Source organism: Hoeflea sp. (assembly GCF_039975035.1).
Taxonomy (GTDB): domain Bacteria; phylum Pseudomonadota; class Alphaproteobacteria; order Rhizobiales; family Rhizobiaceae; genus Hoeflea.
In genome coordinates this window covers 72,871-86,138 of record NZ_JBDWHW010000163.1, presented here as the reverse complement: position 1 = coordinate 86,138, position 13,268 = coordinate 72,871, and the positions used below count along the sequence as shown (strand labels likewise).

Annotated in this window: 12 protein-coding genes and 1 tRNA gene; 1 reads left to right on the top strand and 12 read right to left on the bottom strand. The window is 59.2% G+C overall.

What is annotated here, in order from left to right; all coding sequences use genetic code 11:
• Positions 1-326 precede the first annotated feature (326 nt).
• From ABJN75_RS14725 to ABJN75_RS14685, 9 genes are all read right to left on the bottom strand, one after another.
• Positions 327-971: a TetR/AcrR family transcriptional regulator gene (locus tag ABJN75_RS14725; RefSeq protein WP_348440328.1), complete on the bottom strand. Its 645-nt coding sequence runs from the start codon at positions 969-971 to the stop codon at positions 327-329.
• 313 nt (positions 972-1,284) lie between these two features.
• Positions 1,285-3,177, bottom strand: a complete 1,893-nt coding sequence (locus ABJN75_RS14720; protein WP_348440327.1) for a TIM barrel protein — start codon at positions 3,175-3,177, stop codon at positions 1,285-1,287.
• Positions 3,178-3,197: 20 nt separating this feature from the next.
• Positions 3,198-4,016: a sugar phosphate isomerase/epimerase gene (locus ABJN75_RS14715; protein WP_348440326.1), complete on the bottom strand. Its 819-nt coding sequence runs from the start codon at positions 4,014-4,016 to the stop codon at positions 3,198-3,200.
• A gap of 19 nt (positions 4,017-4,035) precedes the next feature.
• Positions 4,036-4,776 carry an SDR family NAD(P)-dependent oxidoreductase gene (locus ABJN75_RS14710; protein WP_348440325.1) on the bottom strand — a complete coding sequence of 247 codons (741 nt, stop codon included), beginning with the start codon at positions 4,774-4,776 and terminating at the stop codon, positions 4,036-4,038.
• A gap of 16 nt (positions 4,777-4,792) precedes the next feature.
• Positions 4,793-5,710 carry an NAD-dependent epimerase/dehydratase family protein gene (locus tag ABJN75_RS14705; protein WP_348440324.1) on the bottom strand — a complete coding sequence of 306 codons (918 nt, stop codon included), beginning with the start codon at positions 5,708-5,710 and terminating at the stop codon, positions 4,793-4,795.
• A 33-nt stretch (positions 5,711-5,743) separates the two neighbouring features.
• Positions 5,744-6,448, bottom strand: coding sequence for a hypothetical protein (locus tag ABJN75_RS14700; RefSeq protein WP_348440323.1), 705 nt, complete (start codon positions 6,446-6,448; stop codon positions 5,744-5,746).
• A gap of 33 nt (positions 6,449-6,481) precedes the next feature.
• Complete coding sequence (locus ABJN75_RS14695) at positions 6,482-7,762, bottom strand: TRAP transporter large permease (RefSeq protein WP_348440322.1); 1,281 nt, start codon at positions 7,760-7,762, stop codon at positions 6,482-6,484.
• Positions 7,759-8,229, bottom strand: a complete 471-nt coding sequence (locus ABJN75_RS14690) for a TRAP transporter small permease (protein ID WP_348440381.1) — start codon at positions 8,227-8,229, stop codon at positions 7,759-7,761. Before ABJN75_RS14690 ends, ABJN75_RS14695 begins: the two co-directional genes overlap by 4 nt.
• A 2-nt stretch (positions 8,230-8,231) precedes the next feature.
• On the bottom strand, positions 8,232-9,218 hold the full coding sequence (locus ABJN75_RS14685) for a TRAP transporter substrate-binding protein (protein ID WP_348440321.1): 987 nt from the start codon (positions 9,216-9,218) through the stop codon (positions 8,232-8,234).
• Between the two features lie 298 nt (positions 9,219-9,516).
• Here ABJN75_RS14685 and ABJN75_RS14680 point away from each other — a divergent pair, with 298 nt between their 5' ends.
• Positions 9,517-10,206, top strand: a complete 690-nt coding sequence (locus ABJN75_RS14680) for a GntR family transcriptional regulator (RefSeq protein ID WP_348440320.1) — start codon at positions 9,517-9,519, stop codon at positions 10,204-10,206.
• Positions 10,207-10,295: 89 nt separating this feature from the next.
• Here ABJN75_RS14680 and ABJN75_RS14675 read toward each other — a convergent pair whose 3' ends face one another.
• From ABJN75_RS14675 to ABJN75_RS14665, 3 genes are all read right to left on the bottom strand, one after another.
• Positions 10,296-11,042: an NYN domain-containing protein gene (locus ABJN75_RS14675; RefSeq protein ID WP_348440380.1), complete on the bottom strand. Its 747-nt coding sequence runs from the start codon at positions 11,040-11,042 to the stop codon at positions 10,296-10,298.
• Between the two features lie 440 nt (positions 11,043-11,482).
• Positions 11,483-11,559: transfer RNA gene (locus ABJN75_RS14670), tRNA-Arg, on the bottom strand.
• A gap of 206 nt (positions 11,560-11,765) precedes the next feature.
• Positions 11,766-13,253 carry a HAMP domain-containing sensor histidine kinase gene (locus ABJN75_RS14665; protein ID WP_348440319.1) on the bottom strand — a complete coding sequence of 496 codons (1,488 nt, stop codon included), beginning with the start codon at positions 13,251-13,253 and terminating at the stop codon, positions 11,766-11,768.
• Between the last annotated feature and the right edge of the window lie 15 nt (positions 13,254-13,268).

The following is a 13,268-nucleotide window of genomic DNA, read 5'->3' as shown; positions in this document are numbered from 1 at the left end:
TCGCCCTCCTCTTCGTATGGCGTGAATTCACGTCACAACGCCAATCTTCCGACGCATGATCTGTACATTCATACATCTCAAACCTTATGTCAACTCTTGAATAGGTTTATCGACTTCAAAGTCGAATACATAATTTGAAAGTCATGTTCCATGCCGATGCAGCATGAATATCGAATTTATTCAATAGTTTATATAGTTTTTGGACGAGCGCCAACGCCCGTCTGTCACTGACCGTTGACACAAAACGCCAAAGCCAATGCCGAAACATCAGACCGGAGAGACCTCGCCTGATTGACCTGCAAGCAATGTCAGCGGGCGATCTCGGGTTACCTGGCAAGCCCGAACAAAGCTGTCAAACCGGGTGGCACCGGCTGAGCGGAAAGTCCGCTGCGGGTAAAATCACCGATCGCCGTGGCGATTTCATCGACCTGCCAGGATCCGCCGGGCCGGTACCATTTGGTCACCCAGTTGGCCGTGCCAAAAACACAGAAAGCCGCGAACTTGGGTTCACAAGGCACAATCGTGCCCTCCTTCACACCTTGACCGATCATATCGATAACCTCGGCCTGAAATCGGTCGCGACATTCGATGACATAGGCAAGTTGCTGGGGTTTGAGAGACTTCTCTTCAAGGATAATGACACTGTAGCTCTCTTCGGAGATCATCGAGCGGACATAATCCGACATCGTCCGGCAGACCCTCTCCAGCGCATTCAACGACATCTCACGACAGACAGAATCCAGCGCCTGTTCCGATGCGGCCAGATGGCATTGATAAAGCAGGTCCTGCTTGTTCTTCACATAATAATAAAGCGTCGGCTTGCTGATCCCCAATGCGTCGGCAATGTCGGTCAGCGAGGTTCCATGATAGCCATTCGTCCGGAATGCAAATGCGGCCTGCCTCAAGAGGGCGTCCTTCTTGAGTTCCCGCTGCTCGGCGGCCGTCGGCACCGCCTTGTTCCATGACGTCATGGCACTCTCCCTGATTTGTCATTTGCCAGCAGTGTCATATCTGTTCGAACCTGGAGACGAAACGTCAAACATACTAATCACTGTATCGGCATATACGCGAGCAGGATTCGTTTGAGTACCCCCAAGGCCAAGCAAACGTTGGCATGGCATCGATTGAGATCCGGGATCTGGAGACAGGCCCTAGTCAGGGTGCGCAGGCACAAGCCAACGCTTGCTTACGTCAAGAAACGTACAAAAGATCGCCAGGCACGGCGCACCGAACGGCAATCGAATTCTGCTCATAGATTGGACCGCCGATTTAGACCTGCCCGTCCTATTTGCGCGGCATGCCGACTGGACGCAGATGCTTGCGCAGAGCCGCGATGCGGAAAATGGCATTGGCCGCACCATAGCCGCGATATCCGCCACGACGTTCCACGATCTCGATGAAGAACCCCTCTCCGTAGCTCGGTGAATAGAGCTGGAAATATTCGCCATGATCATCGCAATCATACAGGATGTTGCGCGATTTCAGGGCTTCGGTGAGGTCCGGGTCGAGGCCGAAGCGAGCCTCGACATCATCGTAGTAATTGGGCGAGATGGTGAGCGGTACAAAGCCTCGGTGCGTCAGCGCGTCGGCAGTGGCGAAAATGTCGCGGGTCGCAAAGGCCAGGTGTTGCGTCGCCGAACCAAAATTCTCGGCGATGAAATGCCCCGCCAGCGTGTTGCGGTTTTCCGCGCCATTGAGGGTGATGCGCAATGTCCCGGTGTCATTCTCCACGACCTGGCTGCGCACCACGCCGGCGGGATCGATGATGTCGACCATCGGGGTTTTGCGCGCATCCAGGATCGACGTGTAAAACAGGAGCCAGGTCAGCAGTTCATCGAAATTCACGGTTTGCGCCACGTGATCGATACGCGTCAGCCCCGTCGATCTGCTTGCAGCGTCGACCGGCAATGGTTCGAATTCGCTCTCCCAGATCTGTCCCAGTGTCTCGCTGTCATCAAGGAAGTAGATTACGCTGCCGCTGATGCCACGTATGCCGGGCAACGCGGTCTCGCCAGGGCCGACCGGTTCCTCAAACGGCGCAGCGCCCAGTGAAATTGCCCGGTTGAGAGCCGCGTCTGCGTTGTTGACCTTCAGCCCGATGGCATAGGCATTGGTGCCATGTACCAGATGGGAAGCACTGGAAAAGCCCTGATCCTCGGTATTGACCACAAGAATGATATCGCCTTGGCGATACAACACCACGCTCTTGGTTTTGTGGCGGGCTGTCTTTTCGAAACCCAGCGAGCTCAGCAAAGGCTCCAGTTCCGGCAGGTCCGACGCCGACGTGGCGAACTCAACGAAGGCGACGGATTCGACCGCAGCGCGTGGCGGCATGTCGGGCACACCAATCGCGATATCGGGTTCGACCCGCTTCACCTGGTCCATCAGATAGACCAGGGAGCGATGGCCATCGACCGAGATCGCGGCGGCCGATCCGCCACGAAACTGGTCATTGAAGATTTCAAGCGACAGATAGCTGTCATAGCCGGTGGCGGCGACGGCGCGCATGAAATCGGTGACCGGCAGATCGCCCTCCCCAGGCATGTTGCGGAAATGGCGGCTCCAGTAGAGCAGATCCATGTCGATCATCGGCGCATCCGCGAGCTGGACGATGAAGATCTTCTCGCTGGGAATTGCGCGGATGGAATTGACGTCGATCTTGCGGGCCAGGGTGTGGAAACTGTCGAGAATGATGCCGACATTGGGATGGTCGGCGCGCCGGACGATTTCCCAGGCATCGCGATGATCATTGATATGCCGCCCCCAGGCCAGAGCCTCGAAGCCAATGCGCAGACCGCGCCGCGCCGCACGCTCGCCGAGTTCGCGCAGATCCGCGGCTGCCCGGTCGATACCGCCCAGCGACACCTGGGACACATTGGAGCAGATCAGCATCAAGTCGGTGCCGAGTTCACCCATCAGGTCGAACTTGCGTTCCGCCCTGTCAAAATTGCGGCTACGAAACGGCTCCGGCATGCCCTCGAAATCACGAAAGGGCTGGAACAGGCTCACGACAAGGCCCCGGTCACGCACCATACGGCCAACTTCGGCCGGACTTCCGTCAAATGCGAGGAAATCGTTCTCGAAGATTTCGATGGCGTCAAAGCCCGCACCGGCGATGGCGGCGAGCTTGTCTTCGAAATCACCACTGATGGAAACGGTCGCGATCGATGTCTTCATGAAGTCAACCTCCGGTTTTTTCACCGCTGATCCGCTGTGAACAGGTCTGCTATCGTTTGCCGTGACCGCGAAAGCTGCGCTTCGCGTGGTGCAGCCCTACCGGTTGCAGCGCTTGTTGGAAGTTCCGCCGCCCAGGAAACCCGCTCGGGCAGCGTGGCAATGATTTCTGCCAATGGCAGCTGTCCGTCACCGATCGGCAAGCGACCACCCCGCGCCTCGCCAATCACGTCGAGTCCGGCCGGATTTTCGGCATGGGCATCGCAAAGCTGCACGCAGCGCAGTTGAGCCGGATTGGCTCTGGCGATATCGGCGGCGCTGCCGCCGGATCGAATCAGGTGCAGCACATCGATCAGCACAAAACCGTTGGGCGCACCTGCTGCCGACACCACCGCTAGGGCGTCCTGCAAGGTTGCAACGGGACGCCAGCGCATGAACTCCAGATCAACATTGATGCCGTAGCCGTGTGCCAGTTCACACAATCGCGCGAAGGTCTCGCTGATCCGACTGGTCTGTCCGTCGTCACCAGTGACACACAGGCCCGTTGCCCCCAGTTCTGCGCCTGCGGCAAGCAACGGCTCGACCGCGCATATATCAAGATCGGGCGACAGCGAGACTATCTCCACACTGCTGATGCGGATCCCGGTATCGGTGATGGCGGCCCGGGTTTCGTTGAGCGCCGCGCTTTTGCTCGACAGCGGATAGTGGATCGCGCCGGGTGCGACAGGCGCCATTCTAAGCGAGACACTCTGGTAACCTGTGGCTGCGGCCAGCGCGCAGAACGCCACGGGGGCGCAATCGAGTGCGGTCAGATGGGCCAGCTCTACTGGCACGATGTTCATGCTGGTGCCTTTCCCGCGCTCAGTAATCAGCGCGTCCGCCGGAGACATCGAAAGTAAAACCGGTCGTGAAAGAGCAATCGCGGCTGGCGGCGAAGGCTGCCATGGCGGCCACTTCCTCCACCGAAACAAGACGTCTCATCGGGATCTTCGCCTTGCTCGCGGCGATGTGTTCGGCTGTCATCTGCTTAAGCAGTTCCGTCTCGGCCATCACCGGAGCGATGCAGTTAACGGTGATGCCGGCTTCCACCAGCTCTCTCGCCAAGGATTTGGTAAAGCCGAGCACGCCATGCTTGGCCGCCGAATAGGCGGCAATGCCGGGCACACCTTCCTTGCCGGCGATCGAGGCGACATTGACGATGCGGCCATAGTCATTGGTCTTCATATGGGCCAGCAAGGCACGGCAGCACAGGAAGACGCCGGTCAGGTTCACAGTCAGCACCCGCTGCCAAATGTCGATGTCGTAATCCTCCACATTCGACACCGGCCCACTGATACCGGCATTGTTGACGAGAATGTCAATTCGGCCTGCCCTCTCGATCGCTTTTTGGGTGGCAGCCTGGATGGCTTGCGGATCGGATATGTCAACCTTGTCGACAAGCAAAGGTGCAAAGCCGGCCGAGACAGCGTCGAAGCCCGCGGGATCGATGTCCCAGAGAATGATGCGGCCGCCTTCGCTCGCCAGCCGCCTGGCGATGCCAAGGCCTATTCCGCGGATTCCGCCTGTGATGATTGCCGTCTGGTCCATGAACCGTTGCGACATGATCTTCTCCTGGCGGTCAGCCTGCGGCACCGGTCTGGCCGGCGCGGGCTTGGTGATACGAGATAGTATCGGCGATGCCGGTGGCGAGATCGCGCGCGTGCCATTTCGGCAAGGCGACCTGTATCAGGCCATCCGGCTCGGGACAGGTGATCGGCATCGGGTTGCCGGTGGCGTCAATCCGGACGTCGGGAGCGCAGGCGGAGATCGCCGCGACAACGTCTTGGGCGCTGGCCATGCCGCCCGAAAGGTTGAACACCCGCGCGCCTTCCGGCGGCAAGGCCAGCGCCTGAACGAAGGCGGAGGCCACATCTTCGACATGGATGATGTCGAAACGTCCGGTGAAGGGGATGGTGTAGTCTTGGCCACGCGCGGCGGCCTCACAGGCGAGGCTCGGGCCTGCCGACAATCCGCCTTCGCGACCGGGACCGTAGACCACGAAAGGCCTGAACCCGATGCTGGCAATCCGGTCATCTTCCCAGAAGGCCGCGGCCGAATTTTCGCAGGCGAGCTTGAAGGCCCCGTAATGGGTCACCGGACGCGGCTCTCCGCTGGCATCCGCACCGAACACCCCGGCACTGCTCATATAGAGGACACGGGCAATGCCGAACTTGCGGGCAACGAGGAATACGTTGAGCGTGCCCACAAGGTTGACGCTCACTCCGTTCAGCGGATCAGCGCGGCAGGCCGGTGTCAGAAGCCCGGCAAGATGGACGATGGCGTCGCAGTCTTTCGCCGCCAGTTCCACGGTGCCGGTATCGGCGATATTGCCGGTGCGCCAGTCCATGGCACTGGCCGTGGCCTCTCCGACGATCATGCCCATCATCCGGCGCTCGTCGTGCAAATCGAAGATCCGCACATCGTGGCCCGCCGCAAGCATGGCCCTGGCTATCCAGGAGCCAATGAAACCGCCACCGCCTGTGATCAAAACTCTCATCCGGGTTCCCGTCTGTTGCACTTGAGCAGAGGCTCAGGGCTTGCCGACATCGGCATTGGTCAGAACATGCTGGGTCTCGTACAGGGTCGCAACGCAGTCGTCGCGCACCGGCTCGTCGAGCACATCGAGTGTCGCATTCATGGCCGCACGGGTTTCCGCCAGGGAGAAACCATCAATGAGCAGGGTGAGCGCTATGGTACGGTCCGGCTCGCCCTGGCTTTCGCGAAACTTCTTTTCCGTGGTCTGCAACTGGCCGAGATCCGGCTCGCCCTTGAGCAGATGGGCTCCGACAACGCCCTCCATCGCCATGATTTTCTCGATCCATCCGTCCGGGAAGCTGTTTTCGTCATGCGGGATTGCCGTGCCTTTGCTCCACTGCAAGGTCGCCATCCAGCCGCCGGCGCCACAGCCGCGGCTGTCAATGACGCGGCAGACCGTGCGGGAGGGCGCGAGATAGAGTGATAGAATGCGTTGTGTCCACGGGGTCGGATTGTTCAACCGGTTCAGATAGGGTTCGGACACAAAGACCTCGGCGTCCACCGCCTCGTACATCATGAAATATTTGAGTGTTTCAGCTGTTCCGGCAACCGCGACGGCACGTCTGCCGCGACGAAAGCCCGGGACTGAAAGCCGTTCGGGCATATGCTCGAGGCTGTGCCAGGCATTGTAGTCCTGTTCACCACCAGCGATCACGCCACCCCAGTTGACGAGGGCGCCACGCCCCAGAAGACCAGTCATGTCATATTCCTTGCAATGTGGGCAGAAGCCATCTCAGTTGTAAAAGAGAGAGGGAAGAAAGGTGCTGACTGGCGAGACATAGGTCACCAGTAGAAGCACGAAAATATTGACGAGGAGGAACGGAAAGCTCGCCCGGATCAGCGAGGTCAGGCTGACGCGCGCAACGACCGCACCGAGATAGAGGCAATTGCCCACCGGAGGCGTCACCAGCCCGACACCCAGATTGACGACCATCATGACACCGAACTGCAACGGATCCATTCCGGCCTCCATTGCAACGGGAAGCAGGATCGGGGCGAACAGGATCAGCGCCGGCACCAGATCCATGACCATGCCGACCAGCATCAGGAAGATGTTGATGATGAGCAGCAGCAGGATGTTGCCGAAGTCCATCATCGCGAAAAACTCGACCAGCGCCGCCGGGAACTGTTCGATAGCGATGATCCAGGCCGCGACCGAAGTCGTGGCCAGAACAAACACCGGAATTGCAGTGTTGACGGCCGCATCGACGGTAATTCTGAAAAGCGCCTTCAGCGTATGATCGCGATAGATCACGCCGCCGAGGAAAAGCGCGTAGACTACGCCGATGACACCGGCTTCGGTGGCTGTCGTGAGGCCGGAAACAATCGAGCCAAGCAGGAAGACCGGCAGCATCAACGGCAAAATTGCCTGTTTGAACGCTTCCCAGAGCTCACCGGCGGGCGCACGTTCAGCGCGCTGCGGCCAGCCTTTCTTCTTCGACATGACAAAGACCGCCGCCATCAGCAGCAGGCCGACCAGAACGCCCGGAACTATCCCTGCGAGAAACAACGAGCCTATCGAGGCACCGACGGTCACACCGTAAAGGACCATCGGAATGCTTGGCGGAATGAGAACGCCGATGGTCGACGAACAGATGGTGATGGCACCCGCGTCGGCGCGGTTGTAGCCCTGCTTCTCCATCGCCGGGATCATCAGGCTGCCGATTGCCGCGGTGTCAGCCACGGCAGAGCCGGAAATACCGCCAAAAAACATTGAGGAGGCGACGTTGACGTGACCGAGGCCGCCTCGGACATGGCCGAGAAGCGTGTCCGCGAACCGCACCAGACGGCTGGCGATGCTGGTTTCGCCGGCAAGCGCTCCAGCCAGAATGAAGAGCGGCAGAGCCACCAGCGGAAAGGAGTTCACCGCATTTGCCATCTTGTGCGGGATGACCTCCATCGGAAAACTTCCGTGACTCACCAGTGCGACCACAGTGGCAAATCCCATTCCGAACCCGATCGGGACACCGATCATCAGACAAGCAAAGAACACGATAAAGAGGGTCAGGATCATGGGGAAGTCCTTCCGGCCATGCGGCCGAGCGCACCAATGATGTTTTCGATCGCGCTGATCGCCATCAGCGCCGCCGAAACCGGCAGGCAGGCATAGATGTAGCCCATCGGCAATTTCAGGGCTTCCGAGGGACTATTGAGTGTGCCAAGTGCCAGTCGCGTGCCGAAATAGGCAAGCACGCCCAGAAATATCAGAACAATGAGCGATGAGACGAATTCGAGAAAGGCGCCGCCCTTGACGGGCAGCATCTCCTGGATCAGGCTGAACGCGATGTGCTGTTTTTCGTGAAAGGCAACCACCGCCCCTAGAAACACGATCCAGATCAGCATGAAGTTCGGGACTTCAGTGGCCCAATACAGGGAATTGCCCAGGGCGTAACGATAGAAGACCCCCATTGCCACGCTCACAACGAGCGCGACAATGAGACCTCCGACGACCGCTCTCAGCAATCGGCAGACAAATGCCATGGTCAATTAGCCTCTTCCACGGACTTGATCAGATCGGCGCCGATGACATCCTGATATTTGGCGTAGGCCTGCTCCGCACCGGCGCGAAAGGATTCACGATCAACATCTTCCACCACGGTCATGCCCTGCTCGGCCAACTTGGCAACCAGGCTCGAATTGGCCTCGCGGGTCAGCGCCACCTGATAGTCACGGCTGATCGTCGCTGCTTTCATGACCGGCTCCTTTAAGTCATCAGGCAGCTTTTCCCAGAGCGCACGGGAAAGCACGAACTGGCTGGGGATGCTCGCATGGCTGGTGAGATTGAGGTATTTCTGCACTTCGTAGAAACGCGACGTCTCGATGATTTCAGGCGGATTTTCCTGAGCTGTCACCACACCCTGCTGAAGAGCGGAATAAAGTTCGGAGAAATCCATCGGAGTCGGGTTTGCGCCCCAGGCGCGGAAGGCGACGAGCCAGGGCTCGACATTGGGGACGCGGATATCGACGCCCGCCAGATCAGCGGAGGAACGGATCGCCTTGTCCTTGGTAGTGATGTGGCGGAACCCGAGTTCGCCCCAACCCAGCACCTTGAAGCCCTTCTCGTACATGATGTCATCGAGCGTCTTCTGCAGCTCGCCGCCGTTGCGCATGACCAGGTCCTTGTGCGCCTCGTCGCGGAAGATCATGGGAAGGTTCAGCACATCGAGACGCGGGTCGATCTGGCCGTGACGGCCCATGACCGCACCGTCGATCGTGCCGAAGGACATGCCTTCAATATATTCCGTCTCCTTGCCGAGCTGCGCGTTCGGGAAAACCTTCACGTCAACACGCCCCGGCGCGAGCTTGTCGAGCTCTTCGCGGAAATTTTCGACCCATTTCTGATAGCTGTGCGATTCCGGCATGGCATGGGCGATGCGCATGACGATCTTCTCCTGCGCGATGGCAGCCGTGGTCAGCAGCATGGCAGCGGCAGCACCGGCAACTATGTATTTGGCGACGTTCCTGAGCATAAAACAGCTCCTCCCTTTGGTTGTTGTCGAACTTTGGTCCGTGCGCCATAGCCTCCAGTTCAGCGGGCGCTGAAGCGTGCTTCGCACACTGAGGTACAGTATGTCAATTGATGATCGAGTTTGGATGAAAATTGTTATAGTTCGTATTTATCTATATATTTTAAATGGTTAAATAACCTTCGTGCTTTCGATCACAATGCCAGGCGCAATCGATTTCGGTCACATCCGTAGTTAGAAAGCATTGTACCTCAGTGTGAGGTCGGTTAGAATGACCCTTGAGTTGCAAGAGGAATGTGTGATGGCGGGCCAAAAACGGAGGCAGATCAGGGGCATGCCGATCGACCGGCCAAAATCGTTGGCCGTGATCGTGGCAGACCGGTTGAGGGCTGCCATTTGCCGGGCCGAGATCGGACTCGGCGAAGTGTTGTCGGAAGAGACCATCGCTTCAGCAATGAATGTTAGCCGCACGCCGGTACGCGAAGCCTTCACCTTGCTGCAGGCGCAGGGACTGATCAATATTTATCCGCAGCGCGGAACAGTTGTCTTTCGTCCAGATGCCGAAGACATCCGTGCGCTGGTCCAGTACCGGTTGATGATAGAGACGCAGGCTGCCAAGATCACCATGGCGCACGACCCGGTCCACGCCCAGGCCAAGCTGTCCAAGGCGGTCGCCATGATGACCAAGGCGCGGGAGAGCGAAGACGCACTGCTTTACGCTGTGGCCGATGACCTGTTTCACCGGGCTTTCATCGAGCACTGCGGCAATCACTATGTGCGCGAAGGTTACGAGACTTGCGCCAGCCGGATCGCCGCGTTGAGGGCACATCTTTCGAGCCCGCTGGAAATGTATCGCAACCAGACCTTCAACGAGCATGTCGAAATGCTCGAAGCGTTCATCGCCGCAGACGAGGAGACACTTGTCGCCATCCTGCGCGAACACATCAGCAATATGGAAGGCAACTACATCCGCGCACTGGAGATCATTTAGATCACATCGACACAGCGGTTCCCCGAAAATGATCAGCAACCGCAAGCCAGCCAGGCAATTTCTGCGAGTGAGGGAACGTCTGTCCCACGCTAGCTGGCGACCTTCTTGGCGCTGGCGGGCCTAATCCGGATCCTCAAGGTTTTCCCGTCCCCCTGGTCGAGCTCGAAGGCACCGGTCTTGCGGACCAGATCGCTCAACTTGCGAAATCCGTAGGTCCGCGGGTCGAAATCGGACGAGAGATTGGCGAGTTGCGTTCCCAGGGCGCCCAGGGGAACCCAGCCGTCCTCACTCTCCATCTGCATGATGACCTTTCGCAAGACGGGTGTCGCCGCACTCGGCGGCTGCAGTGACTTCGACGCGTCGGGGGTATCGCTGTTATCTGATGCAAGTGCGGGCAGCAGGTTCTCGGTGTAAATAAACCTGCGGCAGGCCTGGCGGAAACTCTCGGGGGTCTTTTGTTCGCCAAAGCCAAAGACATCGATGCCCTGTTCGCGGATACGGGATGCAAGCCGGGTGAAGTCACTGTCGGATGAAACCAGACAGAAGCCATCAAGACGACCGCTGTGCAGCAGATCCATGGCGTCAATGACCAGAGTGATGTCCGAGGCGTTCTTGCCGCTTGTGTAAGCAAATTGCTGTTGCGGGATGATTGCATGCCGCGCAAGGACATCCGTCCAGCCCTTGGACCGCGGGCTGGCGAAGTCGCCATAGATCCGCCGGACACTGGCCTCGCCGATCTTGGCTATCTCCTCGAACAAGCCATCGGCAATCTTGGCGGAGGTGTTGTCGGCGTCAATCAGAACGGCAAGGCGAGGGGCGCGTGGTTCTATCGGAATGGTCATGTGTCATGCCTCATGCGACTGTTTGCCAGCGACGGCAAAGGATGGCTCGACCCTGCTGCGAATTTCATGGTTGAACCTGTGGCCTTTTCACCAAATCGGTGCGCCGATATTAGCCGGCGGCTCCAAAACCGCAACGCTGCACCGCATCCTGAGGCTGCAGTTTGTCGATTTCACCGCCGAAGCCAAATTCATGCTCTGGCATGTAATCTGGAGCCTCGAATGGAGCGTAACCAAGCCCCGCAGCGGATGAAAGCTCAGGGCCAAGCAGACCGACGACCGAATCTGGCCGGTCAGCTTCATGGACTACGATTGAGGATACTTTGATGATCAGACATGCAGGTTGGCACCGCTTCAAAACCCCTTCGGGCCAAAACTGTTACCCATGTCTCCGGTACAAACCGTAACCTATGTGTCCGGAACGGACCGTGTGAAAATGGCGCGCCCGAAAGGATTCGAACCTCTGACCCCCAGATTCGTAGTCTGGTGCTCTATCCAGCTGAGCTACGGGCGCGCGTTGCAGGCGTCGGTCGTCTGCGAGGCGTTCTCCTAAAACGGACAGCGAGGGATTGCAAGCGGATTTGCTGAAAAAAGCGATCGCCGTGCAAATCGTGCGTTCCTGACCCGGGCGGACCGGCCGTCACGCTTGCGAGACCGGGACAAAGGTGACCCACTGCTGCGGCCGCCGGCCTGACCGATGGCTCGCGAATCAAGCCCGCTTCAGGCACTGGCCCGGAAGGTGTCGAGCGCCACCGGTTGATCGGGAAGCTCGATGCGGAAGGCTGTGCCCTGGGTGACCGTCTCGTCGAGCGTGATCGAGCCGCCATGAGCGATCACCAGTTCCCGGGCTATCGCCAGGCCGAGACCGGTGCCGCCAGACCGGGCCGAGCCGCGAAACGGCTGGAACAGGTTCTCGCGCGCCTTGGCAGGCAATCCCGGGCCGGTATCGGCGACACGGATTTCGACAACCGAACCGGCGCGGCGCGCCGACAGGGTAATGCGCTGAACCAGGGCCGCATCGTCCGCAGGGTCGGCGCCGAAGGCCTGCACGGCGTTGCGTACGAGATTGTAGATAACCCGGAACATCTGGTCGCTGTCGGCCTCCACCTCCAGCGTCTCCTCAATATCGAGCACATAGGCGATGTCAGCCTCGGTTTCCTCGGCAACGATATCGCGGACCTCACATGCAAGCGTCACCAGATTGATGAACCGCCGGCGCGGCTTGGCTTCGCGCGCCTTGCCATAGGCCAGCACCTCGCCGGAATAGCTCACGGCCCGGTCGATGGTGCGCAACAGCTTGGGCGCGAAACGCTTGACCATCGGGTCATCGATCATCGCCAGCCGGTCCGACATCAGCTGCGCCGAGGACAGGATATTGCGCATGTCATGATTGATCTTGGAGACCGCGAGACCGAGATCGGCGAGATGGCGCTGCTGCTTCAGGGTTTGCTGCAGCCGCGACTGCATGACGGAAAGATGGCCTTCGGCCACGCCCAGTTCATCGCCGACCTGGCGCGGCACAATGATCCTGGCCGGGTTTTCGGGATCGTGGGAAAAAGCCTGCATGTTTTCGGTCATCCGGCGCACTGGACGGATCATGATCCGGTTGATGGCGAAAAACACCAGGCCCGCGGTAATAAAGGAAATCAGCAGGGACAGCAAAAACACGTTGCGGCCGTAGATCAGTATGGCGTGGCGCAGCGGCGCGTCTGACAGCACCAGTTCAATCTGCATGTCGGGATCATCGGCGACCGGCCCGTAAACCCGGATAACCCGGTCGCCGCCAAACAGGAACGTGTCGAAGGCGTCGATGATCGCGCCCACCGGGGTAACGGCGGACAGGTCATACTGGTGGGTGACGGTCGGCGGCATGTCGGCGCTCGCGATCATGCGTGAAGCGCCATCCTTGCGCAGCACGATGGCCTTGGTGCCGGTGGCCATCAGCGCGTCGTCCTGAATGGACTGCGGAAGCTCCATCTCGTTGACCGCGTCAATCACCACCGCGGCCGCCGCCGCGGTGTTGAGCCGGTCGGTGAGCCAGCGCACCCTGGTGTTGGCGACCGAGGGCACGAAGATCAGCACTTCGGCGATCATGACAAACAGGATCGTCAGCCACAAAAGCTTGGAGGACAGGCTCAGCGCTCTGGGCGTGCTTGCGGTGGGCGTCAAACCGGTGTCATCTGTGTCAAATGTGTTGTCGTCTGTCATGCCCCGCCCTCCCCG